Origin of the sequence: Pedococcus bigeumensis, from assembly GCF_006438965.1 — a bacterium.
Taxonomy (GTDB): Bacteria; Actinomycetota; Actinomycetes; order Actinomycetales; family Dermatophilaceae; genus Pedococcus; species Pedococcus bigeumensis_A.
This window is the reverse complement of sequence record NZ_RCZM01000001.1, coordinates 829,610-854,448: the sequence shown is the minus strand read 5'-3', so window position 1 is coordinate 854,448 and position 24,839 is coordinate 829,610. Positions and strand designations below refer to the sequence as shown.

General features: G+C 70.4%; 25 protein-coding genes. 11 read left to right on the top strand and 14 right to left on the bottom strand.

Going from position 1 to position 24,839, the window contains the following annotated elements:
- Window positions 1-2: 2 nt before the first annotated feature.
- Together EAH86_RS03895 and EAH86_RS03890 are read right to left on the bottom strand one after the other, a co-directional pair.
- On the bottom strand, window positions 3-686 hold the full coding sequence (locus tag EAH86_RS03895; RefSeq protein ID WP_140737258.1) for a YdeI/OmpD-associated family protein: 684 nt from the start codon (window positions 684-686) through the stop codon (window positions 3-5).
- Window positions 604-1,962, bottom strand: a complete 1,359-nt coding sequence (locus EAH86_RS03890) for an amino acid permease (RefSeq protein ID WP_140737257.1) — start codon at window positions 1,960-1,962, stop codon at window positions 604-606. The genes EAH86_RS03895 and EAH86_RS03890 overlap by 83 nt, the downstream gene beginning before the upstream one ends.
- 80 nt (window positions 1,963-2,042) lie before the next feature.
- Here EAH86_RS03890 and EAH86_RS03885 point away from each other — a divergent pair, with 80 nt between their 5' ends.
- Window positions 2,043-3,470, top strand: a complete 1,428-nt coding sequence (locus EAH86_RS03885) for a PLP-dependent aminotransferase family protein (protein WP_140737256.1) — start codon at window positions 2,043-2,045, stop codon at window positions 3,468-3,470.
- 44 nt (window positions 3,471-3,514) lie between these two features.
- Window positions 3,515-4,075 (top strand): type 1 glutamine amidotransferase domain-containing protein, encoded by a 561-nt coding sequence (locus EAH86_RS03880; RefSeq protein WP_140737255.1) that lies wholly within the window; start codon window positions 3,515-3,517, stop codon window positions 4,073-4,075.
- A gap of 45 nt (window positions 4,076-4,120) precedes the next feature.
- On the opposite strand, the gene dusB is transcribed toward EAH86_RS03880, so the two are convergent.
- Entirely contained in the window at window positions 4,121-5,338 is a 1,218-nt protein-coding gene (gene dusB, locus EAH86_RS03875; protein WP_140737254.1) for a tRNA dihydrouridine synthase DusB, read from the bottom strand.
- Between the two features lie 38 nt (window positions 5,339-5,376).
- Between dusB and EAH86_RS03870 the strand changes: the two genes are divergently transcribed.
- Window positions 5,377-6,219: a sulfurtransferase gene (locus EAH86_RS03870; protein WP_140737253.1), complete on the top strand. Its 843-nt coding sequence runs from the start codon at window positions 5,377-5,379 to the stop codon at window positions 6,217-6,219.
- 55 nt (window positions 6,220-6,274) lie between these two features.
- Here the strand turns inward: EAH86_RS03870 and EAH86_RS03865 are convergent, their stop codons facing one another.
- The 7 genes from EAH86_RS03865 to EAH86_RS03835 form a co-directional block, all read right to left on the bottom strand.
- Complete coding sequence (locus tag EAH86_RS03865) at window positions 6,275-6,880, bottom strand: response regulator transcription factor (RefSeq protein ID WP_140737252.1); 606 nt, start codon at window positions 6,878-6,880, stop codon at window positions 6,275-6,277.
- Entirely contained in the window at window positions 6,877-8,142 is a 1,266-nt protein-coding gene (locus EAH86_RS03860; protein WP_206665711.1) for a sensor histidine kinase, read from the bottom strand. Before EAH86_RS03860 ends, EAH86_RS03865 begins: the two co-directional genes overlap by 4 nt.
- A 56-nt stretch (window positions 8,143-8,198) precedes the next feature.
- Window positions 8,199-8,993, bottom strand: coding sequence for an ABC transporter permease (locus EAH86_RS03855; protein WP_140737251.1), 795 nt, complete (start codon window positions 8,991-8,993; stop codon window positions 8,199-8,201).
- Window positions 8,990-9,931: an ABC transporter ATP-binding protein gene (locus EAH86_RS03850; RefSeq protein ID WP_241668167.1), complete on the bottom strand. Its 942-nt coding sequence runs from the start codon at window positions 9,929-9,931 to the stop codon at window positions 8,990-8,992. Before EAH86_RS03850 ends, EAH86_RS03855 begins: the two co-directional genes overlap by 4 nt.
- Before the next feature lie 76 nt (window positions 9,932-10,007).
- Complete coding sequence (locus EAH86_RS03845; RefSeq protein WP_140737250.1) at window positions 10,008-11,270, bottom strand: hypothetical protein; 1,263 nt, start codon at window positions 11,268-11,270, stop codon at window positions 10,008-10,010.
- A complete protein-coding gene (locus EAH86_RS03840; protein WP_140737249.1) occupies window positions 11,267-11,782 on the bottom strand; it encodes a SigE family RNA polymerase sigma factor in 516 nt (171 codons plus the stop codon). The genes EAH86_RS03845 and EAH86_RS03840 overlap by 4 nt, the downstream gene beginning before the upstream one ends.
- Before the next feature lie 127 nt (window positions 11,783-11,909).
- The gene (locus tag EAH86_RS03835; protein WP_140737248.1) at window positions 11,910-13,322 is read right to left on the bottom strand and encodes a glycine--tRNA ligase; all 1,413 of its coding nucleotides are present in this window, start codon (window positions 13,320-13,322) and stop codon (window positions 11,910-11,912) included.
- A 109-nt stretch (window positions 13,323-13,431) separates the two neighbouring features.
- On the opposite strand from EAH86_RS03835, the gene EAH86_RS03830 reads away from it, so the two are divergent.
- The 6 genes from EAH86_RS03830 (at window position 13,432) to EAH86_RS03805 (ending at window position 18,277) form a co-directional block, all read left to right on the top strand.
- Complete coding sequence (locus tag EAH86_RS03830; protein ID WP_140737247.1) at window positions 13,432-14,634, top strand: aminotransferase class I/II-fold pyridoxal phosphate-dependent enzyme; 1,203 nt, start codon at window positions 13,432-13,434, stop codon at window positions 14,632-14,634.
- Between the two features lie 44 nt (window positions 14,635-14,678).
- Window positions 14,679-14,963 (top strand): DUF6703 family protein, encoded by a 285-nt coding sequence (locus EAH86_RS03825; protein ID WP_140737246.1) that lies wholly within the window; start codon window positions 14,679-14,681, stop codon window positions 14,961-14,963.
- Between the two features lie 71 nt (window positions 14,964-15,034).
- A complete protein-coding gene (locus EAH86_RS03820; protein ID WP_140737245.1) occupies window positions 15,035-15,991 on the top strand; it encodes a metal ABC transporter substrate-binding protein in 957 nt (318 codons plus the stop codon).
- Entirely contained in the window at window positions 15,988-16,821 is an 834-nt protein-coding gene (locus EAH86_RS03815; RefSeq protein ID WP_140737244.1) for a metal ABC transporter ATP-binding protein, read from the top strand. Before EAH86_RS03820 ends, EAH86_RS03815 begins: the two co-directional genes overlap by 4 nt.
- On the top strand, window positions 16,818-17,864 hold the full coding sequence (locus tag EAH86_RS03810; protein WP_140737243.1) for a metal ABC transporter permease: 1,047 nt from the start codon (window positions 16,818-16,820) through the stop codon (window positions 17,862-17,864). The genes EAH86_RS03815 and EAH86_RS03810 overlap by 4 nt, the downstream gene beginning before the upstream one ends.
- A complete protein-coding gene (locus tag EAH86_RS03805; protein ID WP_140737242.1) occupies window positions 17,861-18,277 on the top strand; it encodes a Fur family transcriptional regulator in 417 nt (138 codons plus the stop codon). The genes EAH86_RS03810 and EAH86_RS03805 overlap by 4 nt, the downstream gene beginning before the upstream one ends.
- Before the next feature lie 41 nt (window positions 18,278-18,318).
- On the opposite strand, the gene EAH86_RS03800 is transcribed toward EAH86_RS03805, so the two are convergent.
- From EAH86_RS03800 to recO, 3 genes are all read right to left on the bottom strand, one after another.
- Window positions 18,319-19,314 (bottom strand): alpha/beta hydrolase family protein, encoded by a 996-nt coding sequence (locus tag EAH86_RS03800; protein ID WP_161988558.1) that lies wholly within the window; start codon window positions 19,312-19,314, stop codon window positions 18,319-18,321.
- A 137-nt stretch (window positions 19,315-19,451) separates the two neighbouring features.
- Window positions 19,452-20,234: an isoprenyl transferase gene (locus EAH86_RS03795; RefSeq protein ID WP_140737240.1), complete on the bottom strand. Its 783-nt coding sequence runs from the start codon at window positions 20,232-20,234 to the stop codon at window positions 19,452-19,454.
- Window positions 20,231-21,085, bottom strand: coding sequence for a DNA repair protein RecO (recO, locus tag EAH86_RS03790; RefSeq protein WP_140737239.1), 855 nt, complete (start codon window positions 21,083-21,085; stop codon window positions 20,231-20,233). The genes EAH86_RS03795 and recO overlap by 4 nt, the downstream gene beginning before the upstream one ends.
- A gap of 110 nt (window positions 21,086-21,195) precedes the next feature.
- Here recO and EAH86_RS03785 point away from each other — a divergent pair, with 110 nt between their 5' ends.
- Entirely contained in the window at window positions 21,196-21,825 is a 630-nt protein-coding gene (locus EAH86_RS03785) for an alpha-ketoglutarate-dependent dioxygenase AlkB (protein ID WP_140737238.1), read from the top strand.
- Between the two features lie 4 nt (window positions 21,826-21,829).
- On the opposite strand, the gene EAH86_RS03780 is transcribed toward EAH86_RS03785, so the two are convergent.
- Complete coding sequence (locus EAH86_RS03780) at window positions 21,830-22,816, bottom strand: TolB family protein (protein WP_140737237.1); 987 nt, start codon at window positions 22,814-22,816, stop codon at window positions 21,830-21,832.
- Window positions 22,817-22,992: 176 nt separating this feature from the next.
- Between EAH86_RS03780 and EAH86_RS03775 the strand changes: the two genes are divergently transcribed.
- On the top strand, window positions 22,993-24,837 hold the full coding sequence (locus tag EAH86_RS03775; protein ID WP_140737236.1) for a hypothetical protein: 1,845 nt from the start codon (window positions 22,993-22,995) through the stop codon (window positions 24,835-24,837).
- Window positions 24,838-24,839: the final 2 nt, after the last annotated feature.

Here is a 24,839-nt window from a genome sequence, read left to right as displayed (position 1 = left end):
GCCTACGGCTGCGCAGCCCGCGCTGCTTCGGCAGCCCGCTCCACCCACCTCGGCTGGTTGCCGTAGCGCTGGCTGGGGATCAGCCTGCCGGCAGCGCTGTCCGCCAGCAGCTGGGCCATCCGCTTGTCGCGGGTGGCCTCCTGCTTGGCCGTCATCACCCAGTGCCGCGCGAGCTTCTTGTAGGTCGCCGTGGCGATCTCCCAGAAGGCGCTGGCCGCGGGGTCTGCAGCCAGCCGGGCGGCATACTCCGGCGCCAGCTCTATCTCGCCGAGCGACTCGTAGGAGTAGATGCCAGACCGGTCTGCCCGCCGCCGCTCGTAGGCGGCGAGACCGGACGGCTGCATCCGCCCCTCGGTCTTGAGCCGCTCGACCGTCGCGATGTTGATGGCACTCCAGTTGCTGGTGGGCTTGCGGGGGGTCCACCGCTGACGCCTGGAGTCCTCGTCGACGCCTTGGGCGACGGAGTCGATCCAGCCCCAGCAGAGCGCCTCGATGACCGCCTGCTCCCAGGTGAGGCCGCGATCGGCTACGTGCCTCTTGCGCAGCCCCATCCAGAGCTCGGTGGCGGTGTCGTGGTTGGCTGCCAGCCAGGCGCCGAACTCCTCAGGCCCCGAGAAGAAGGTCGCAGGTCTGTCCGGCGTCCCGCCCGGCGTGCCGAGCTGCTTCGGCGTCCCCTTGCGCGTCATGGGCGAAGCCTGCCACGACCCTCCGACGGGCGCTCCACGTCTGGTAGCCGACGGCCGCCGCAGCGACCCCGAGCGCCCACCCGACGTGCCAGCCGTTCATCGCGAGCAGCCCGAGCACGGAGGTGAGGGCAACCACCGCCGTCCACCAGGCCCTCGTCCCGCGCGGGAGCAACCGCACGGCCGCGCCGGTCCCCAGGACGTAGACGAGGGTGAAGCAGCCCGTGGCGAGCAGCATCAACGGGGTCAGGCCCAGGTGCAGCACCTCGGTGGCGGCCAGCCACAGCACCGACTGCACGGCGATGAGGGCCAGGCTGCGCCGCGGCACCTCGCCTGCACCAGAGCCCTTCGCGAGGTATGCCGGCAGCGCACCGTCGCGCGCCAGCGCCGCTCCCAGCCGGGAACCTCCCGCGTAGTAGGCGTTCATCGCCCCGACGGTGAGCAGGACGGCCACCACCGCCGTGACGATCCGCACTTCCCCGCCCACGCCGGCGGCGAGCAGGTCGGACAACGGCGCCTCGCTGGATCCCGTGGCGGGCCCGAGCACCATCAGGCTGGTGGCCGCCAGGGCGAGGTAGAGGGTTCCGACGACGCCCAGCGCGATGGCGGTCGCGAGCGGCACGTCGCGGGCGGGTCGCCGGTAGTCCCCCGCGAGCGAGGCCACCGCCTCCCAGCCCGCGAAGCCCCAGACGAGCAGCGCAGCAGCCGACCCGACGGCGGCCCACCCGTGGGGGGCGAACGGCTGCAGGTTGACGATCCTGGCGTGCGGCAGCGCCGCCACGATCGTGAACAGCATGAGGGTCGCGAGGACGGCGGTGAGGCCGAGCTGGACGCGTCCGGACAGGCGCAGCCCGGCGGCATTCATCAGGGCGACCCCGACGATGAGCGAGGCGGCGACCGTGACCGTCACCGTGCGTCCACCCCCCACGGCGTCGGAGACGTAGCCTCCGGCCATCAGCGAGGCCGGCGGCGCACCGACGGGCACCGCGAAGTAGAAGCACCAGCCGACGGCAGCAGAAGCCTTGGGTCCGAAGGCGCGTCGCACATACGTCGAGACCCCACCGCTGTCGGGGAACCGCGCACCCATCGCGGCGAAGGTCGACGCGAGCGGGATGCTGAGCAGCACCAGGGCCGCCCAGGCGACGAGCGAGGCCGGTCCGGCGATGCCGGCGGCGAGGGCCGGGAGGGTGATGACGCCGGTTCCGAGGACAGCGCCGATCGACAGTGCGGTGCCCTGCGGGACGGAGAGCCCGGTGCGAGGGGCGGTCGTCGTGGTCATGCCTTCAGCCTGCCGTCCGATTGGACCGTCGAGAAGGTCCACTTCTCGCCAAACTGATTGGACCAATCTAGGCTGGCTGGGTGGACCTGCACCTGGCTTCGGCCCTCGACGGCGTCGGCGTCGGCGACCGCGCGTCGACCCTCTACCAGCACCTGCTCGACGCGATCGTCGACGGCAGGTTGCCCACGGGTGCCAAGGTGCCTCCGACGCGCGAGCTGGCCGCAAAGCTGGGCGTGTCGCGCGGGACCGTCACCACGGCCTACGACCGGCTCACTGCCGAAGGCTTCCTCGTGACGAGGGTGGGGTCGGGCACCTTCGTCTGCCGCGACGTCGTGCCGCACCGCACCCGACAGGCACCGGTGGGCGACGTGCGACCGCGCGCCGTGTGGGCCACCCTGCCCTCACCGGTCCCCGACGCGCCGCCCAGCGAGTTCGACCTGTCGGTTGGTGGCCCGGACACCTCGCTGTTCCCTCTCGCCGCGTGGCGGCGTCTGGTGTCGGCCACCCTGCGACCGTCACTGCTGGCCGCCTCCGCCTACGAAGGCCACGGCGACGAGGGACTGCGCCGCGAGATCGCCAGGTATGCCGGCCTGTCCCGGTCCGTCGTCGCCGGCCCGGCGGACGTGCTGCTCACCAACGGGGCCCAGCAGGCGCTGGACGTCGTCGCGCGGGCGGTTGTCGATCCCGGTGACGTGGTGGTCGTCGAGGACCCCGGCTACACCGCCGCGACCCGGCTCTTCGCCCTGCACGGCGCCCGAGTGGTCGGGGTCCGTGTCGACGCCGAGGGTCTTGTCGTCGAGGACCTGCCCCGGACTGCCCGGATCGTCTACGTCACCCCTTCACACCAGTTTCCGACCGGCGCCGTGATGTCACTGCGGCGCCGGATCGCGTTGCTGGAGTGGGCCGCTCGACGCAACGCGGTGATCGTGGAGGACGACTACGACAGCGAGTTCCGGTTCGAGAACCGGCCGCTCGCGCCGCTGCAGAGCCTCGACCGCGACGGGCGGGTGGTCTACGTCGGGTCGTTCTCGAAGACACTGATGCCGTCGCTGCGGGTGGGCTACCTGATTGCGCCGCAGTCGCTTCAGGACACGTTGCGGCAGGCCAAGCTGCTGACCGACTGGCAGGGTGACGCCGTCACCCAGGGCGCGCTCGCACGGTTCATGTCCGAGGGCCTGCTGTCCGCCCACGTCCGCAGGGTCACCCGGATCTACGCGGAGCGCCGCACCGCGCTGCTGCGCGGGCTGGCGAGCCTCCCGGCGGGCGTCCTCGAGGTGCTGCCCTCCGCGGCGGGGCTGCACCTGTGCACCTACTTCGTCGACCGCACCGTGGACGACGTGGCCGTGGCCCGGGCCGCGGCGGGCGCCGGAGTGTCGCTCGAACCGGTGTCGGTGCGGTTCCTCGACACCACGCCGCGGCCGGGTCTGGCGATGGGGTTCCGCCGGATCACTGCGGACCAGGTCCCCGCAGCCATCCGACGCCTCGGCACCGTCCTCCCGCCACCCTGAGTCCTGTATTTGCGCTGGTCAGCGACTTGACGCAGGGTGGAGGCATGACTTCCACCTCCACCAAGACCGTCGCCTTCCTCGTCGCCAAGGAAGGCATCGAGCGGGTCGAGCTCACCGAACCCTGGCAGGCAGTCCTGGACGTCGGCGCCACCGCCGTCCTCCTGTCACCCGAATCCGGCGAGGTGCAGACGTACGACCACCTGGACAAGGCCGAGACCCGCGCCGTCGACCAGACAGTGGGCTCAGCCTCGGTGGCGGACTTCGACGCACTCGTGCTGCCGGGCGGGGTGGCCAACCCCGACGCCCTGCGGACCGACGCAGACGCTGTCGCCTTCGTCCGCGACTTCGTGGCGAGCGGCAAACCGGTCGCCGCCATCTGCCACGCACCCTGGACGCTGGTGGAGGCAGACGTCCTGCGGAACCGCACGGTCACGAGCTGGCCGAGCCTGCAGACGGACCTGCGCAACGCCGGCGCCGAGTGGGTCGACAAGGAGGTCGTCCAGGACGGCAACCTCATCACCAGCCGTAACCCCGACGACCTGCCGGCCTTCAACGCAGCGCTGCTGGAGGCGCTCGCCCACGGGTCTGCCAGCCAAGGCGCCTGAGCGCGGACCCTACGCCTGCGCCCGGACCGCGACTCTGGGACGAGGTCAGCCGCCGGAGACGGACAGCTCGGCCTCGGACACAGCCTGGCGGTGGGCTTCGCTGAGCTCCTGGCTGTCGAGCCAACCCTCGGGAAGCGCGACGTGCCGCGGAGATCCGGCCCGCCCGCGTTGTCCCTCGGCAGCGTCGCCGGGCCACGGGGCCGACGCGTCCATCGTGGCGATCAGCCGGTCCAGCGCGGCCAGCGAGTCGACCAGCGCGAGCTGGTGCCGCACCGTCGAACCGGCCGGGAAACCCTTGAGGTACCAGGCGATGTGCTTGCGGATGTCCCGGCAGGCCTTGTACTCGTCCCCGTAGAAGTCGATGAGGTACTCCGTGTGCCGACGCATCGTGGCCGTCACCTCGCCGAGGGTGGGCTCGACTCGCGCTGGCGTGCCGGCGAAGGCTGCCGCGAGGTCGGTGAACAGCCACGGGCGGCCCAGGCAGCCACGCCCGACGACGACACCGTCACACCCGGTCTCGTAGGCCATCCGGACGGCGTCCTCGGCCGACCAGATGTCGCCGTTGCCCAGCACCGGGATGGACCGGACCGTCTCCTTGAGGCGCCCGATCGCGCTCCAGTCGGCCTCACCGGAGTAGGCCTGCGACGCGGTGCGACCGTGCAGGGCGACCGCGGCGACACCAGCCCGCTCGGCGATCAGCCCGGCCTCGAGATAGGTGAGATGCGTGTCGTCGATGCCCTTGCGCATCTTCACGGTGACGGGCACGTCATACCCGCTCGCCTCGCGGACCGCGCCGGTGACGATGGCCTCGAAGAGGTCGCGCTTCCAGGGCAGCGCGGCGCCGCCGCCCTTGCGGGTGACCTTGGGGACCGGGCAGCCGAAGTTGAGGTCGATGTGGTCGGCGCGGTCCTCGGTGACGAGCATGCGCACGGCGGCCGCCACGGTCGCAGGGTCGACGCCGTAGAGCTGGATGGAGCGAGGGTTCTCGTCCGGGTCGTGCTCGATCAGCCGCATCGACTCCGGCGTCCGCTCGACGAGGGCGCGCGAGGTGATCATCTCGCTGACGTAGAGCGAGGTCGCACCGCTGGCGCCGCCCTGCTCGAGGCCCTGCTCGCCGTACTCGCGGCACAGCTTGCGGAACGCCCGGTTCGTGATGCCCGCCATGGGCGCCAGGACCACCGGCGACTCGATGGTGTGGCGACCGATCTGCAGCGGTGGCAGCACGGCGGTCGGCGCGCTCTGGCGCGTGGAGGTGGCTGTCATGGCGCCCCCAGTATCCCATCTGATGCTTGACTGGCCGAATGCGTGCCCTCGTCAGCGCCCCCGACCTCCTCGCGGAGCTCACCACCGACCCGGGCTCCGTGGTCCTCATCGACGTCCAGTGGAACCTCACCACCACCGCTGTCCCGCCCGGGCGGGACCTGTATGCCGCGGCGCACCTCCCCCGCGCGCACCACGTCGACCTCGACGCCGAGCTCGCCGGCCCTCCCGGCCGCGGCGGTCGGCATCCGCTCCCCCAGGCCCACGCCGTTGGTGCGGCGGCACAGCGCTGCGGAGCGTCGAACGACTCGCGCATCGTCGTCTACGACCAGGGCGACTGGTATGCCGCGGCGCGGGCGTGGTGGGTGCTGCGCCACTTCGGCGCGAGCGACGTGCGCGTCCTCGACGGTGGTCTCAGGGCGTGGCGGGCGGCTGGTGGACCTGTGACGACGGAACTGCCCGAGCCCGGGCTGGGGACGTTCGAGGCGCATGCCGGTGGCCTGCCCGTGGTCGACGCCGACGGCGCGGCGCGGGCAGCCCGGGACGGCGTCCTGCTCGATGCGAGGAGTCCCGAACGCTTCCGTGGCGAGGTCGAGCCGATCGACCCGGTCGCGGGGCGGGTGCCGGGTGCGGTCAGCGCGCCGACGACGGAGTACGTCCAGGAGGACGGACGGTTCCTGCCGGCAGACCAGCTGCGAGAGATCTTCTCCCGCAAGGGGCTTCCGGTGGCGGGACCCGTAGCGGCCTACTGCGGATCGGGCGTGACTGCGGCCCACGAGGTGCTCGCCCTGCACGAGGCCGGCATCGAGGCAGCCCTCTATGCCGGGTCGTGGAGCGAGTGGATCACCGACCCGAACCGACCGGTCGCGACCGGCGACGCCTAACCGCTCAGAACCGCTTGGGGCCGCTGTTCAGCACTCGGGGTCGCCGCTCCGAGGGTCAGAGCCAGCCGTACTCGTCGGCGATGCGCACGGCGTCGGCGCGGTTGCGGGCCATCGTCTTGCCGATGGCCGACGACAGGTGGTTGCGCACCGTGCCCTCGGAGAGGCTCACGTGCCGGGCGATGTCGGCGACCGAGCCGCCCTCCCGGGCCGCGATCAGCACCTCGGTCTCGCGCGCGGTGAGGGGTGACTCGCCACCGGCCAGGGAGTCCGCGGCCAGGGCCGGGTCGACCACCCTCAGCCCTGAGTGCACGCGGCGCACCGCCTCCGCGAGCTGACGCGCGGGGGTGTCCTTGACGACGAACCCGCTGGCTCCTGCCTGCAGCGCCCGCCGTAGGAACCCGGGGCGGCCGAAGGTCGTGACGATGAGCACTCGCACGCCGGGGAGCGCCTCGTGCAGCGCGGCCGTTGCGGCGATCCCGTCCAGGCCAGGCATCTCGACGTCGATCAGCGCCACGTCCGGGTTGCAGCTCCGGGCGGCCGCGACGACCTCGTCACCGGTGCCCACCTCCGCTACGACCTCCATGTCGGGTTCGAGCCCCAGGAGCGTGGCGAGCGCGCCACGCACCATGGCCTGGTCGTCAGCGAGCAACAGGCGGATCATGCCCCTACCCTCTCGTGCGAGTCCGGCTCCGCGGGCCGCGGGTCCGGCGATGCGGTCACGGACAGCTCGAAGCCGTGGGGTGGGACGGGTCGGGTGACCAGCCGTGCACCGGCTCCCTCGGCACGCTCCTTGAGCCCGACGAGGCCGGTACCCGGTGTGCCGGGCTGCGGACCGGCACCGTTGTCGGCAATCGTGATTCCACGTTCGTCGAGGGTCACGCGACAGCTGGTGGCCCCACTGTGCCGGATGACGTTGGTGACCCCTTCGCGCAGGGTCCACGCGCACAGCTCGCGCAGGTGACTGGGCACTGCATCGGCCGCGGTGGGCAGGTCGGCCTCGATCCCCGCGGCCGCCAGCGACGAGCGGGCGCGGGCCAGCTCGGCGGGCAGGGACATCTCCCTGAAGCCGGACACCGCCTGGCGCACGTCGGCGAGGGCGTCCCGGGCCAGCCGCTCGAGGTCGGCGATCTCCGCCCTGGCCCGCTCGGGACTCACGTCCATGAGCCGCGAGGCGAGCTCGGCCTTCACCGTGATGACGGTGAGGCTGTGGCCGAGGATGTCGTGGACGTCGCGCGCCATCCGGTTGCGCTCGTCCTGGATGGCGAGCCGGGCGTTCTCCTCACGCGCTTCGGCGAGGGCTCGCTGACGCTGCGACGCGATCATGCCCCCGGTGACGGCGGCCATCGCCAGCACCATCGACATGCTGATGCTGGCGTCGTGGCTCCAACCATCGACGTGGAAGGTGAGGAACTCGTAGACCCCCACCAGCAGTCCGCCGATGACCCAGCCGATCCGCACTCGGAAGGTCCACAGACCCGACACGGCCAGGAACACCCAGGTCGCGGCTCCCCGCTGGCCGATCGCGACCGTGGTGGACACGGCCAGCAGTGCGAGCGTGGCCCAGTAGAGGAGCCCGATCCGCGTCACGTACCACCGTGCGGCGACCGAGCCACGGATCCCCCACACTGCTGCTCGCAGGTGGGTGAAGTGCAACAGGTAGAGGGCCACGAAGAGCACCAGCAGGATCAGGCCGGTGTCGCCGCGCAGGTTCTGGCGCTGTTGCCACGCCTCGGTGAAGGCATCAGAGAGGAAGACCAGCCAGATGCCGGCGAAGAAGGTCCCGACGAGACGGCTGAGTGGTCCGTTCTCCTCCGGCTCGCCCATCAACGCCGGGCCCGGCCCGCGGCCACCGCGGAGCCGACCGGGGTCGCCTCGGCCACCCCGGTCGATCCGGTCGTCAGGTGCCTGCGTGCCTCCGCCCACGACCCCCAGCCTCTCAGAGTCGGGGGCCGCCGCGGACGCGAAGGGCAGCAGGTCCCTCAGACGCGGGCGGTGTCGCGCCGGAACCGCCATGCCGCGCCTCCTGCGAAGACCGCCAGCCACACCACCACGTTGACGACCGCCGCCCACCCGGGGCTCTCGCCCGTGAGCGGCGCGTGGGTCAGCTGGCTGAGGCCGTACATCGGGGTGAACTTAGCGATGGTCTGGAAGGTGGAGCCCATCTGGTCCAGGGGCGTGAACAGGCCGCCCAGGAAGGCCAGCAGCGCCAGACCGGGTCCGAGGATCTGCATGACGTTCTCGCTCGGCAGGAGATAGCCCATGAACACCCCGAACGCCGCGAACACGAGTGAACCCACCCACGCGATCAGGGCGGTCTCCGGCCACAGGTGGCCGTCCATCTGGGCCTGGCTGAGGCCTCCCGCGGCATAGGTCACGACGACGGAGATGGCCCCGAGCAGCATGGCGACGAGCACCTTCACGGCGATGTATGCCGTCGGGGTGAGTGGGGTGAGGCGCAGCTGGCGGCTCCAGCCCTGGCTGCGTTCGGTGGCGACCATCGCACCACCGGCGGTGGTGGACAGCATCGCGCCGTAGAGCGCCATCGAGATCATGATCGACGCCGCCCAGTTGCCATGCGGACCGGCGCTCTGCAGGGAGTAGTCCTTCCCCGTCCCGAACAGGAGGAAGAACACCACCGGCAGCACGACCGAGAAGATCACCGTTCGTCGGTTCCGGAGCAGGCGGCGCAGCTCCAGGCGGAGCAGGGTGGTGTTGAAGCCGCCCAACGGTGGCACGGTCCGCTGTGGAACTGCGGACGCGGTGGCGGTGCTCATGACTGGTCTCCTTCGGTGGTCAGCGAGATGAAGGCGTCCTCGAGCCCGCGTGAGGTGATCTCCAGGTCCCGGGCATCGGTCGACGTGAGCAGGTGGCGGGCGACGGCATCGCTGTCGGTGGAGGCGATGAGGACGGACTCGCCTCTCACCTCGACCGTCTCAACCCCAGGAAGTCGTTGCAGCGCAGCCACGTCCGCACCGGGCCAGGTGGCCCGCACGGTGCGACCGGAGACCAGCGCCTTGACTTGTGCGGCCGTTCCGTCGGCGACGACCTGGCCGTGGCTGACCAGCACGATGCGGTCCGCGTAGGCGTCGGCCTCCTCGAGGTAGTGGGTCGCGAACAGGACCGTGCGGCCCTGCGCCGCGTCCTCGCGGATCGCCGCCCAGAAGTCGCGGCGCCCGGTGACATCCATCCCCGTGGTGGGTTCGTCGAGCACCAGCAGCTCCGGGTCGGGCAACAGCGCCATGGCGAACCGGAGCCGCTGTTGCTGACCGCCCGAGCACTTGACCACGCGCCGACCCGCGATGTCCGCGATGCCGGCGCGCTCCAACACCTCGGCCACCGGACGGGTGTTGGAGAACAAGCTTGCCGTGAGGCGAAGGGTCTCCTCGACCGTCAGGTCCTTGAGCAGGCCCCCGCTCTGCATCACGGCCGAGATGAGCCCGTGGCGGACGGCCGACGACGGCTCCATCCCGTAGACCAGGGCGGTCCCCTCATCGGGGCGAGACAGGCCGAGCATCATGTCGATGGTCGTGGTCTTCCCGGCCCCATTGGGACCGAGGAAGGCGACGATCTCGCCGGGCCGCACGGTCAGGTCGATCCCCCGCACCGCGCGGACACTGCCGAAGCTCTTGGTGAGCCCCCGGAGCTCGATGGCGGGCACCGCGGGGGCGCCCGCCGTCGGCTGCATCTGCGTGTGTGTCTGCGTCTGTGGCATGGGCCCAGCCTGCCCGAAGGCCGTCCTGCCGACCTCGGACAGCCGTCACGAGGTCACCGTGACGTCTGTCAGTGGTCTAGTAGCGCCAGCCCACGTTCAGCGCGATGGGCGTCACCGGGTCGTCCGGGGCTCCGGTCAGGAGGTGGGACACCTCGTAGACCTGTCCGGTGTCGATGTTCCAGGCGAGGATCCACCGCCCATGACTGCCGACCGACTGGTAGAGCACCGTCTTCGCGTCGGCCCAGCCCAGGACGGAGCAGCACCCCTTGAACCGCCCGGTCTGTCCGTCGGGGCTCTCCGGAGCGAGCAGCACGCGCGCCTTTCCGCGATCGGCCTGGACCGCGACCAGTCCCTGGTAGATCGGGCCGTTTCCCCGCTGGATGGCGGCGGAGGTGAGGGTCTGGTCGAAGAAGGCGCCCGTCGCCGCCCACTGCTGGGTGCCGAGGGTGTCCTGCCACACCTCGGTGACCGGCCCGGTGACGGAGCGTTGGTCGACCAGCGCTCTCTTCTCTCCGTAGTGTCCGACCCACAGCGACCGGGTGTCCGCGGTGGCGGCAAGCCGGAACTTGCCCTCGTAGGCGCCGTCGGCCGCGACCGCCTTGGCACCGGGCGCCGAGCCGTCGATGGTCCAGGCGTGGTCGGCGGAACGAGCCACGATCGTCGCGTTGTCGGCGGCCCAGCCCGCCCATTCCACGTTCTTCGAAAGCACCTGGTAGCTGACCGTGGCGCCCGTGTGGGTGTCGAGCCGGACGACATGATCCGGTTGGGGGAAGACGACGAACCGTCCTCCAGCGATGGCCCGCGGCCCGATCGGCATGGCCGAGTTGCCGCTCGCATCATTGGTCGACACGAGGCTGACTCCGTCAACGAGGACCTGCTTCCCGTCACCGGTCACCAGCACGGGCTGGAAGATCTCACCCTCGACGCGGAGGTAGACCGCCACCACGGACTGCGGCGGCCGCGCCGCCGAGAACACCGAGGCGGTGGCCGTGGAAGCGAGGTTGATGACCGACGGCAGACCGGCCTCGAAGTCGGGCAGCTGTGCCTCCTTGCCCTCCAGGGGCATGACCGCGTATGCCGTGCCGTCGGCCAGCACCCCCGCGCTGGCTGTCGTGGTGGACGAGACCGCAGGGGTGGGGCGTGGCTTGGTCGTTCCACCCAACTGGACTGCGGCAACGGCGAGGCCCGCCGCTGCGACAGCACCGACGGTGCCGAGGGCCAGCCGACGGCGACGGGCCCGCTCCGCGACCGCGGCGGACCAGGCACCCTGGGCGAAGTCCACCTCGGGAAGGTGTTCGCTGGCCCGCTCCAGGAGCGCGCCGAGATCGCGGTCGGTCATGGCTGGTCCTTTCCGGACAGGTGCGGTGCGAAGTCGGGCAGCAGCGCCCGGAGCCGGGCCAGCGCCGCGTGGGTCTGGCTCTTGACCGTGCCGACCGAGACACCGAGGGCTTCGGCCGCCTCGATCTCGCTGCGGTCCTCGAAGAATCGCAGCACGACCACCGCGCGCTGCTTGGGGGTGAGCTCGGCAAGCGCCCGCTCGAGGTCCACGCGCTGGCTGGTCTGGGACGTCCGGTCGTGGACCGGGACCTCGATGAGGGGCACGGACGACAGCGACTCGCGCCGGGTCTTGCGCCACGACGAGACGGCGTCGCGGTAGAGGATCCGCCGCACGTAGGCGTCCGGGTTCTCGTGCCGGATCTTGTCCCAGCGGGTTGCGAGCTTGGTCAGCGCGCCCTGGAGCAGGTCCTCGGCGAGGTGGGCGTCACCGCAGACGAGGTAGGCGGCGCGCAGCAGCCGGTGCTGGCGGGCCCGCACGTAGCGGGCGAACTCCTCGTCGACCTCGTGCCGCATGCCACCTCCCACACCTCACCCAGTGCTGTCACCCCAAGTAACGCACGGGGCACCGCAAAAGGTTGGCGCTCGGCATACCTAACCTTTGCTAGCAAAGGTTCCTGGAGGGGACGCCCGGCCGGCCGGTTCAGCAGCCGAGCAGGCGGGCGCCGAGGTAGGCCTCGACCTGGTCGAGCGCGACGCGCTCCTGCGCCATGGTGTCGCGCTCGCGGATGGTCACCGCGTGGTCCTCGAGGGTGTCGAAGTCGACGGTGATACAGAACGGCGTGCCGATCTCGTCCTGACGGCGGTAGCGGCGCCCGATGGCACCGGCGTCGTCGAAGTCGATGTTCCAGTGCTGGCGCAGCGTGGCCGCGAGGTCGCGCGCCTTCGGCGACAGGTCGGCGTTGCGCGACAGCGGCAGCACCGCGGCCTTGACCGGCGCGAGGCGCTTGTCGAGCTTGAGCACCACGCGCTTGTCGACCCCGCCCTTGGTGTTGGGCGCCTCGTCCTCGGTGTAGGCGTCGACGAGGAACGTCATGAGGCTGCGGGACAGGCCGGCTGCGGGCTCGATGACGTAGGGCGTGTACTTCTCGCCACTGGCCTGGTCGAAGTAGACGAGGTCGGTGCCGGAGTGCTTGCTGTGCGTCGTGAGGTCGAAGTCGGTGCGGTTGGCGATGCCCTCGAGCTCGCCCCACTCGCTGCCGGTGAACCCGAAGCGGTACTCGATGTCGACGGTCCGCTTGGAGTAGTGGCTCAGCTTCTCCTGGGCGTGCTCGTAGTGGCGCAGGTTGTCGGGGTTGATGCCGAGGTCGGTGTACCAGCGGGTGCGCTCGTCGATCCAGTACTGGTGCCAGGTCTCGTCCTCGCCGGGCTTGACGAAGAACTCCATCTCCATCTGCTCGAACTCGCGGGTCCGGAAGATGAAGTTGCCCGGCGTGATCTCGTTGCGGAAGCTCTTGCCGGTCTGGGCGATGCCGAACGGCGGCTTCTTGCGGGCCGTGTTCATCACGTTGAGGAAGTTGAGGAAAATGCCCTGCGCGGTCTCGGGCCGCAGGTAGTGCAGTCCCGACTCGTCCTCGACGACACCGAGGTAGGTCTTGAGCAGGCCGGAGAACTGGCGCGGCTCGGTCCACTGGCCCCTCGTGCCGCAGTTGGTGCAGGCGACGTCGACGAGCTTGACGTCATCAGGCGAGCCCAGCCCGGCCTTGTTGCCCGACTTCTCGGCCTTCTCGAAGACGGCTTCCTGCAGGTGGTCGGCGCGGAACCGCTTGTGGCAGGACAGGCACTCGACGAGCGGGTCGGAGAAGGTCGCGATGTGGCCGGAGGCCTCCCAGGTCTTCAGCGGCAGGATCACCGAGGAGTCCAGGCCGACGACGTCGTCGCGACTGGTGACCATGCTCTTCCACCACTGGCGCTTGATGTTCTCCTTGAGCTCGACACCGAGCGGGCCGTAGTCCCAGGCCGACTTGGTGCCTCCGTAGATCTCACCGCACGGGAAGACGAAGCCCCGGCGCTTGCAGAGGGAGACAACGGTGTCGACGGTGGAGGGTGCAGCCATGCGCGCAAGGTTACTGTGCGGCGGTTCGCCCCTCGACGGGGTATGCCGCGTGGCCGCCTCCGTCGAATGGTGGTCCCCCTCCACGGGCAGAGGGCTACCGTCGATGGGCATGGATGACCACCCTGTCTCCGCACGGTCCGTGCAGATCCAGCAGGCCGAGTCGTTTCGGATGCTCTTCGACTTCGCCCGCAAGTCCGGCTACCAGGAGCGACGACTCGAGCCGGGGGTCCTCGACTTCACCTTCGGCGACCCGCACGAGCTCCCGCAGCCGTCCTACGTCAAGGCCCTACGGGAGGCGGCACTGCCGAAGGACGAGCTGTGGTTCGCCTACAAGTTCAGCCAGGTGAGCGCCCAGGCGGCTGCGGCCGACTCCCTCTCGCGGCATCTGGGTGTGACGTGGCCGCCCGACCGGATCAGGATGACCACCGGCGGGTTCGGCGCGATCGCGACCTCCCTCAAATCCGTCGCAGACCCCGGTGACGAGGTCATCTTCAGCCTGCCGCCGTGGTTCCTCTATGAGTCCCTGGCGCTCGAGGCGGGACTCATGCCGGTGAAGGTGAGGATCGACCCCCAGACCTTCGACCTCGACCTGGCGGCCATCGAGGCGGCCATCACCCCGCGGACGCGCGTGGTCATCGTGAACACACCGAACAACCCCACCGGGCGGATCTACCCCGAAGCGACCCTCCGGGCCCTGGCCGGCCTCCTCGACGCCGCTTCCGCCCGACACGGACGGCGGATCTACCTCATCTCCGACGAGCCGTACAACCGGCTGGTCTTCGACGGAGCCCGCTTCGTCAGCCCTGCGCAGTTCTACCCGCACACCCTGCTCTGCTACTCCTACGGCAAGACGTTGCTCTCCCCCGGCCAGCGGCTGGGTTACCTCGCGCTGCCACCGTCGATGCCACAGGAGGTGGCCGATGCGGTGATCGAGGCGGTCGAGAGCGTGCAGATCGCCGCGGGGTGGCTCTTCCCCAACAACGTGATGCAGTACGCCACACCCCGGCTCGAGGAGCTGAGCATCGACGTCGCGCACCTGCAGGCCAAGCGCGACTTCATGGTGGCGGGTCTGCGCGCCCTCGGCTACGAGCTCGAGACCCCTGAGGCGACGTTCTACCTCTTCCCGCGCTCCCCCGTTCCCGACGACGAGTCGTTCGTCCGCCTGCTGTCAGACCTCGGGGTCCTGGTGATGCCCGGGCGGATCTTCGAGACGCCCGGCTTCTTCCGGATCTGCATCACGGCGACGATGGAGTCCATCGAGGCCAGCCTTCCTCGGTTCGCCACGGCGCTGGCGCAGGCGCGTGGCGGCTGACGCCGTGGCGATCCACCACGCCCCGACGACATAGGGTTTCGCCCGTGCCCTCCCTGCGTGAACGCGTCGCCGACGCCAGCCTGCCGGTCATCAACGCCCTGAACCGGATGCCCCGAGCCATCCCCTTCCTCCTGGTGCTCGGGCTGATGATCGCCGGCCTCTTCGTCCCGGGCTGGGGTTGGCTGTTCCTGGTCGTCGTGGTGGCCTTCCTCGGCTGGACCCTCTACCTGGCCTGGCCGGCGCTGGACCAGACCGCCCGGCTGGGCAGGTTGGCCGTGCTGCTCATCGCCGTGGCGATCACCGTCACCCAGGCGATCCCGCGCAGCTGAGGGCGTCCTCGGCTGGGCGGCCGCCGACAGGATTTTGACAATCGTTCTCATTTGAGATGAGAATGATTGTCATGACGCTCCGCCCCCTCGGTCTGCTTGCAGGCCTGCTGTCCATCGCCATGGTCTCCGCGTGCGGCGGGACCGGGGGGCGCGGCGCCGACAACGGCCGACTGAGTGTGGTGGCGGCCTTCTACCCGCTGCAGTACGCCGTCGCCCAGATCGGCGGCGACCACGTGGCCATCACCGCGCTGACCAAACCGGGTGCCGAGCCGCACGACCTCGAGCTCAGCCCCCGACAGGTTGCCACGGTCGCCCAGGCCGACGTCGTCGTCTACGAGAAGCACTTCCAGCCCGCCGTGGACGACGCCGTCGACGGACAGGCCCGCAACACCAGCTTCGACGTCTCCCCGGCAGCGCGGCTCGACCTGGTTGCCGTCCAGGACGGACACGACCACGGCGGGGGTACCCAGGAGGAGCACTCCGACCACGCGGACGACGGCACCAGCGCCCGCGACCCCCACTTCTGGCTCGACCCGATGCGGTACGCCGACGTGGGCGACGCGATCGCCACCGAGCTGGCCGCGCGCGACAGCGCCAACGCCGCGGCATACCAGGCGAATGCGACGACGTTCCGCGCGGCGATGAGCACGCTCGACGGCGAGTTCCGGAGCGGGCTGAAGTCCTGCGCCAGCCACGAGCTGGTCACCTCGCACGCGGCCTTCGGCTACCTCTCGGAGTCCTATGGCTTCCACCAGGAGTCGATCACCGGGCTGACCCCGGATGCCGAGCCCAGCCCGGCGGCGATGGCGGAGCTGACCAGGCACATCCGCGAGACCGGCGCGAGCACCGTCTATGCCGAGACGCTGGTGAGTGAGGATGTCGCCAAGACGCTGGCCCGTGAGACCGGTGCCAGACTGGCCGTGCTCGACCCGATCGAGGGCATCACGGCTGCCTCCGCGGGCCGTGACTACCCCACGGTCATGCGATCCAACCTCGAGGTCCTGCGTGCCGGACAGGAGTGTTCATGACGACCACCGACATCGCTCCCATCATCGAGCTGCGGCGGGCGAGCTTCGGCTACGCCGACCACCCGGTCGTCACCGGTGCCACCCTCGCGATCCGCCGCGGGGAGGTCGTCGCGGTCCTTGGGCCCAACGGTTCGGGCAAGTCCACCCTCGTCCGGGGACTGCTGGGGCTCAACGACCACCTCGGCGGCGACGTCGAGCTGTTCGGCCAGCCGCGCGAGTCGTTCACCGACTTCGCCAAGCTCGGGTACGTCCCGCAACGGCACACCCTGTCCGCCTCCGTCCGCGCGACCGTGACCGAGATCGTCGCGGTCGGCCGGCTCTCGCACCACCGATGGTGGCGACCGGTCATCCGGTCGTCGCAGGACGCCGCGATCATCGACCGCGCCCTGGACGTCGTCGGGCTGAACGACCGGGCTCACGCGGACGTGGCGACCCTGTCGGGGGGCCAGCAGCGCCGTGTCCTCATCGCCCGCGCGCTCGCCTCCAACCCCGACGTCCTGCTGATGGACGAGCCGACAGCCGGTGTGGACACCGCCAACCAGCAGGTCCTCTCTGAGGTGCTTGCCCGGCTGGCCGCCCGAGGCACGACGATGGTCATCGTCACCCACGAGCTCGCAGCACTGGCCGACATCGTCACCCGCATCGTCGTCGTGCAGGGCGGACACATCGCCTTCGACGGCTCTCGCGACGAGTTCGCTTCGCGGACAGGCGAGTTCGCCTCGTCAGCCGACCACCACCACCACGAGGACGAGAGCCGCGGGGCCAGACCGAGGCTGCCCGGGGCGCCGTCTTCCGGCCCGCTCGACCCACAGGGAGGTGCCCGGTCATGAGCGAGCTGCTCTCCCTCGACTTCATGCGGCAGGCGCTCATCGCTGCCGTCCTCGTCGGCATCGCCGCCCCGCTCGTGGGCGTCTTCCTGGTCCAACGCCGGCTCTCCCTCATCGGGGACGGGATGGGGCACGTCGCCCTCGCCGGCGTCGCCGTCGGTGTCCTCACCGGCAAGGCTCCAGTCCTCACCGCGCTCGTCGCCGCCGTCGCTGCCGCCATCGCCATCGAGGTGATCCGCGGGCGCGGCCGGACCAGCGGCGACATCGCCCTCGCTGTGATGTTCTACGGCGGCATCGCCGCCGGTGTGGTGATCATCGCGAAGTCGCCGAGCAGCAGCCCCGCCAACCTGACGGCATACCTGTTCGGCGCGATCACCACCGCCGACCAGCGCGACCTGTGGGTGTTCGCCGGCCTCGCCCTGGTGGTCCTCGTCGGGACCTGGCTGCTGCGGCCGTGGCTGTTCGCCGTCGCGAACGACGAGGAGTACGCCCGAGCCAGCGGGCTTCCCGTCACCGGGCTCAACATCGCCCTCGCGGTGCTGACCGCGGTGACCGTGGTCGTCTCCATGCGGGTCGTCGGGCTGCTACTCATCAGCGCCCTCATGATCATCCCCAACGCGACGGCGCAGCTGCTGGGCCGCAGCTTCCGGGCGTCGACCCGGTGGGCTGTGCTCGTCGGCGTCGTGTCCAGCGTGGGCGGCGTCATCGTCTCGTACTATGCCGAAACCCCCTCCGGCGGAACGATCGTGCTGCTGGCCATCGGGTTCTTCGTCGTGGCGGCGACGGGCACGGCGGCGCTCGCGAGGGCACGTGCCCACCAGCACCGACGAGCCGAACGCCACGACCACGAGCACGGTCCCGAGTGCGGCCACCCGGCCGTCGCCCACGGGGACCACGTCGACTACGTGCACGACGGGCACCGGCACGCCCCCCACGAGGGGCACTACGACGAGCACGACCCGGCCAGGCACGCGGCGGACGGTCACGGCACCGGCAGTCACGACACCGGCAGTCACGACGCAGCGAAGGAGACGGCACCGCGATGACCGGAGTCCAGGAGCGAGCCACGTCCGAAGGCACCCGACGGCCCACCCGTCAGCGGGCCGCCGTTGCCGCGGTGCTGGCGGACACCGACGAGTTCCGTTCCGCGCAGGAGCTGCACGCGCTGCTGCGCGAGGGGGGCGACAAGGTCGGGCTCGCCACCGTCTACCGCAACCTGCAGGCGATGGCCGCCGACGGTGAGATCGACATGCTGCGCACCGACGAGGGCGAGGCGGTCTACCGCGCGTGCTCGACCGGGCACCACCACCACCTCGTCTGCCGCGTGTGCGGCCGGACCGTCGAGGTGGAGGGTCCCACCGTGGAGGCCTGGGCGACCCGCGTCAGCGCCGAGCACGGCTTCACCGAGGTGCGCCACACGTTGGAGATCTTCGGTACCTGCGCAACCTGTTCCCGCTAGGCCAACCCGCGTTCCGCCGAGCCCAGTCGCGTCGCCTGAAGCTAGGCGAGCTGCTTGTCGAGGAACCCCAGCAGCGCGTCGAATCCCTTCTGCCACAACGGATCCAGGAAGTGGTCAGCGCCATCGATGCGCGCCACCGAGACTGGCTTGCCGGCCGCCTTCCAGGCACTTTCGGTTGCGGGCGTCCACGCCGGGTCCACGACCTTGTCCGCTGTCCCCTGCACGATGAGCAACGGCGCCGTGGCCCTGGCGGCCATCGTCGCGGGCGACACGTCGGCCCAGAACTGCGGGTTCTCCTGCTGCGTCCCGTGCGGACCGACCACCGCGGCATACCCCGCTTCACCGGGCTTGAGGAAGCGTTGGACGTTGTTCCAGACGGTGGTGCTGGCCGGCGCGATCGCGACGACCGCCTGCGCCGCAGGTGGAGCGGCGACCATCGCGTTGATGACCTGCAACCCGCCGAGTGAGTGACCGACCAGCCCGATCCGTTGCGGATCGACGTGCAGGGCCTTGGTGCCGGCCAGGGCCCGCGCCGCGTTGACGATGTCCTGGGTCGCGCCCATGTCCACGTCACCGGTCGAGGGGTTGCGGTCCGAGGCCGCGAAACCCCGCAGGTCCGTGACCAGCACGACGTACCCGGCCTGCGCCAGGGCGGCCTGTTCGCGCTTGAGCTCGCTCCCGGTCGTGTAGTCGCTCGGCGAGACCCCGCCGTGGACGAGGACCACTGCGGGGAAGGTGCCGGTGGCCTTGGGCGTGTGCAGGACGCCGGAGATGACCAGGCCGCCGCTGGGGTAGGCCACGGCCCTCGTGAGGTAGGTCGGTTCGGCACCCAGCTGGTCACCGATGGTGAGGGTCGGCGTCTCGGCCGGCAGCGCGGCCAACGTCTTCAGCGTGACCACCTCGGCAGCGGGCTGCCGGGACACGACGCTGGAGGTGCTGGTCGAGGCGGTCTTTGGAGCGTCGGCACCAACGCAGGACGCCACGGCGAGCGCGGCGCCGAGCGCCAGGGCGGCGCTGCTGACGCGACCAACGGACATACCCGCTCCCCTCCCTTCCTCGGTGCGGCGAGGACTGGTCGGCGACCGTCGGTGACGGCGTGCTGCCACGGTAATCCTGCAGGCCGCACTGGTCAGCCACCGTGCCCGCATCGTTACCGGGCGCACGATCGACAGGATCAGCTCGTCGGCTGGTCCACCGCGCCGCCGTAGCGCCGGTCGCGCTCGGCGTAGGTCTGGATGGCCGCCCACAGGTGGCGTCGGTCGTAGTCCGGCCACAGGGTGTCCTGGAAGACCATCTCGGCGTAGGCGCTCTGCCACAGCAGGAAGTTGCTGGTGCGCTGCTCCCCCGAGCTCCGCACGAAGAGGTCGACATCGGGCATGTCCGGCTCGGGCATGTGGCGGGCGATGGTCTTCTCGTCGATCGACCCGGGCTTGAGCTTGCCGCGCTGCACCTGCTCGGCGATCCGCTGGACCGCGTCCGCTATCTCGGCCCGCCCGCCGTAGTTGACGCAGAAGTAGAGGGTCAGCCCGGTGTTGTCCTTGGTGAGCTCCTGGGCGACCTCGAGCTCCTTGATGACCGAGCCCCACAGCCGCGGCCGTCGGCCGACCCACCGCATCCGGACGCCCCACTCGTGCAGCTGGTCACGGCGGCGCCGGATCACGTCGCGGTTGAACCCCATGAGGAAACGCACCTCGTCGGGGCTGCGCTTCCAGTTCTCGGTCGAGAACGCATAGGCCGACAGGTGCGTCACCCCGGCCTCGATGGCACCCGCAGTCACGTCGAGCAGGGCGGCCTCACCGGCCTCGTGGCCCTTGGTGCGTGCGAGTCCTCGTTGGTTGGCCCAACGTCCGTTGCCGTCCATCACGATCGCGACGTGCCGTGGCACGAGCTCGGTTGGCAGCAAAGGCGGTTGGGCCCCGCTGGGGTGGGCAAAAGGCTTGGGGTATGCCGTGCTCACGCCTCGGCCACCTGGGCGGCGGCGTGTGCCGCCTCGACCTTCTCCACCGCGCCAAGGTCAACGACGCTGAGCGGAGCGGGCGACCAGCTCACGCGGGAGTCGAGCCGGGGCTGGGCGTCGGGGTCACGTCGGTCCACGAGGCGCAACGATCGCACACCCCGCTCCAGGTGCCACTGGAGGAAGGCGCTCGCCAAGGTGCTGCCCTCACGACGGTGCCGACCCTGCGACGCGTCGGCGATGACCCAGTCACCGGCGAGCAGCGCAGCCAGGAGGGCCAGCGTCTCCGGCGCCGGCGCAGCGGACCCGACCGGCCGGCATACCGGACAGACGGTGCCACCCGAGGCGAGGTTGAACGCGCGGTGCGGCCCCTCGGCACCACAGCGGGCGCAGTCGTGGAAGCTCGGCGCCCAGCCGGCGACCGCGAGCGCACGCAGCAGGTAGGCGTCGAGGACGAGGCCGGGGTCGTGCAGCCCTTCGGCCATCGACCGCAACGCGCCCTGGAGCAGGAGGTACTGCTGGAGGTTGGGCTCGCGCTCCTCGGTGAGGCGGTCCGCGGTCTCGAGCATCGCGGCGGCGGCCGTGTAGGTCGTGTAGTCGCGGGCCAGGACGTCGCCCCACGACGCGAGCGTCTCGGCCTGGGTGACCGTGTCGAGGTTGCGACCCTCGTAGCACTGGACGTCCACCATCATCGCCGGCTCGAGCCGCGCCCCGAAGCGGCTCTTTGTGCGACGGACGCCCTTGCCGACGACGCGCACTTTGCCCAGCGTGCGCGTGAGCAGGGTGACGATGCGGTCGGCCTCACCCAGCTTCTGGGTACGCAGGACGATGCCTTCGTCGCGGTAGAGGGGCATGGGTCCATTGTCGCAAGTCCCGAGCCGGAAGGCGGTATGCCGTGCCGGCAGCGTCGGGCGGCATGGTCCGGGACTAGAACACCTGTTCGAAGATGGGCTATCGTGAGGGCATGTCCATGGCCTTCCAGGGCTCGCTCCTCGACACCGGCGACGAGATCGAGCTGCACATGCTGTCGGCCGGTCTGACGCGTACCGAGCTGTCGAGGGGCGCGTGGGTCGACTACCACCCGGGGTGGCTGGCCGGTGCCGACCGGCTGTTCGACGAGCTGAACCCCGCAGTGCCGTGGCACGCTGAGCGCCGCGAGATGTATGAGCGGATCGTCGACGTCCCGCGGCTGCTCAAGTTCTACGACGAGGACGAGGTCCTCCCCCATCCTGTTCTCACCGAGGCGCGCGAGCAGCTGAGCCGGCACTATGCCGCCGAGCTCGGCGAGCCGTTCGTCACGGCCGGCATGTGCCTCTACCGCGACGGGCGCGACTCCGTTGCCTGGCACGGTGACCGGGTGGGACGCGCGAAGGACCTCGACACCATGGTCGCCATCTTGTCGGTGGGCTCGGCCCGGACCCTGGCCCTACGCCCACGAGGCGGCGGTGAGTCGCGTGGCTTCTCACTCGGCCACGGCGACCTCGTCGTGATGGGAGGCTCGTGCCAGCGCACCTGGGACCACGCCATACCCAAGACGAGCAAGGCCGTTGGGCCGCGCATCTCGATCCAGTTCCGTCCTCGCGGGGTCCGGTGACGGCCTAGGGCGCGAGCCGCGGGTGGGTCATCTGCACCCCACCACCCAGCACAGACGCCTTGCCTCCGCCGAGCGGGAGCAGCTCCCCGATGTTGACGGTGACCCCCGACCTGGTCTGCACATGGGTGTAGATGACGTGCGAGCCGTCGGGAGTGAAGGTCGGCTGGATCGCGAACTCGGTAGTGCCGTCCAGGGTGGTGAGGGCGACCGGCTTGGACCCGTCCGGAGCCACCGTGCGCAGATTGCCGTCGCGCGAGTAGACGATGACGTCCGCATGCCTGTTCCAGTCGGGCGACGGTCCCCACGTGATCGGCCCGTCCCAGCGGGCGAGCGCGCGCGAGGCCCCTCCCCTTCCGGGCAGCACGACGACCTCGACCTCCGACACGACCGACTCATCGAGCTTGGTGGACACGAACGTCTCGCGGTCGACGACCAGCCGTGTACCGTCGCCCGCCCAACGCGGTGTGTAGAAGCCCACCCTGCCGGTTCGGTCCTCGGTCAGGGTGCGCACGGCGCCGGTGGTGACCTCCACCGCCACCACCGCACCCCGGGAGGTGAGCACGCCGTCGGCGGTCTCGGTGACCGCGAAGGCCACCTCTGCGCCGTCGGGCGACCACGCGGGCTCCTGGACCGAAGCACAGGGGGCCGAACACGCATACAGCTGCCTGAGGTCGCTGCCGTCCGCAGCCATCGTCTGGATGGAGCGGAAGTCCGACTCGAAGGCGATCCGCGCGCCGTCCGGTGACCAGTCCGGGTGCTCGGCACCCGGCAGCCCTCGCGCCAACTGGGCGGCGCCCTTGCCGTCCTGACCGATGACGGCGATGCCGCGGCCCTGGTAGACGACCCGGGGTGACCTCGTCGACGTGGTCGAGGCTGCCGCCGTGGATGTCTTGGGGGGCTCGGCAGCGCAGCCCCCCAGAGCAAGCAAGGCCGCCGCCGCGACGGCGACGCCTCGGGCCTGCCACCTCGATCGACGTGACAAACTGGCCATGGGCCCATGCTCGAGGTCGGGGGCCCGTTGTGCATCCGTGAGAACACGTAGCCGGCTCTCGATCCGCTCCGGCCCCGGGGTGCGGCAGGCCGGCCGACTGCCCACATGTCCGTGTGGAATGCTCCGTGCTTCACTCGGCGAAAGATCTAGGCAAGTGCGGGAAAGGGGCTCCGCAGGTGACGACAACCAACACCCACGAGGAGCCCCGCGGCGGAGACGAGCTCTCCTACGCGCGACGAGGAACACCCCGTCGTGCGGCCCTGGCTACCGTGGCCGGGGCCTGCGTCCACCTGTACCTCCAGGTACAGATGCTCTTGGGCCTGCCCAACTTCTCGTTCCACCGCTTCAAGTGGTTCGTCCCGAGGGACCAGCTGTCATACCTGAGCATCGCGGTCAACATCGCCAACGGTCACTCGGGATCCACGGAGCCATTCACCGAAACTGGTGTGAGCCACTACCCCCGGCTCTACTACGTGGTGATGGGCCTGCTGTCCCGGACGACCGGCGTCGACCCGGTGGTGATGTGGTGGCTGATGGGCCTGACTGTGCAGTTCCTGCTCGCGTGCTTCGTCGGCTGGGCGCTCTACACCATGACACGCCTCTGGTGGGCTGCGGTTCTCGCCCCGCTCCCGTTCCTGGTCGGGACATTCGCCGGTGTGCTGCACCACACCTACTTCGCCAGCACCCCGCCTCCTGGCGCGAGGGTGATGTGGGGTCCCTTCGCCCTCCTCTACGCGCTCAACGGAGGCGCGGCAGGCATCTCCCTGGCCGCCTGCGCGATCCTCGGCCTGCTCATGGTGGGCTGGAACGGCTTCCCTCCCAGGGCCACGCTGCTGGCAGCCACCTTTGCCGCCGTGTGCGCAGGCATCGTCGGCAACATGCAGACCTACTCGTTCATCGGGCTGTGCTACGTCCTGATCTACGCGACCGGCCTCTACGGTCTCCAGTCGGCATCTTCGCGACACCGCAGGCTCCTCACCGCGACGTCGGTTCTCCTCCTCGCCGCCGTCCTCCTGTCCGGTACCTTTCTCGCCGCCCACGTCGGCCCATTGCCGGTGTTCGTGCTCGGCCTGCTGCCAGCCCTACCCGGATACCTGGTCGTCTGCCGCCTGACCTCGTGGCGGTTGCTGTGGGTGAGCCTGCTCGCGGGCGTTCTCGCCCTGCCCACGATGGTCGACACCATGCGCGGCCTGGCCCAAGGGGACCCGTTTCTGGTCTACCGACAGGCCTCGACCGCCAACACGAACGGCGCCTTCGGCATCCCGTTCGGCGACTTCGTCCTGCATGGGGGTGTGGCGATCCTGCTGGTGCTGATCCTGGTCCTGGTGCCACATGCCAAGGGCCGACTCATCCGCTCGGTGGCCCTCGGTGCCTTTCTGGCATGGGCACTGCTGTCCAGCAACGACCACTGGGGACCGGCCCAGGAGCCCAACCGGTTCTGGATCGACGAGTTCATGCTCGTCCTGGTCGTCTGCTTCCCGCTCCTCGCAGCGGTGGCGGTCGACACCGTCAGACGAGGTTGGCATCGCCCGCGGAAGGCGCTGGCCGCCGTCGTGAGCGTTGCCCTCGTCCTGTGGGTCGTGGCGGCCGGGGCGTCAGCCAAGGACTGGTTGATCTTCAACGGGGAAGCCAAGGCCAAGGGCATCTCGTGGTGGCCGTCTCCGCGGTCGGAGGCGATCGCTGCCGTCGTCTCGCACATGCCGCCCGACGGCATGGTGGTCTCCGACCGCTGCACGGACCTGCTTTCCCTCAAGGTCATCACGGGCGCCCGCGTCGCCTCGTACAACTACGGCCTGGCCTGGCCGGACAACCACATCGAGATCACCAGCGTCCTGAGGGGCCGTGAGTTCAGGTACCTCGACCCCGAGGTCCTCCACTCGGCGGGGGTCGGCTACCTGCTCACCGACTCGAACTGCAAGATGTCCGCGAACTCCAAGGGCCATCTACGCCTTCTGACGTCCAAGCACTACGCCGCAGGAGACCGACAAGGAACGCTGCGGTTGTGGGAGATCATCGAGTGAGC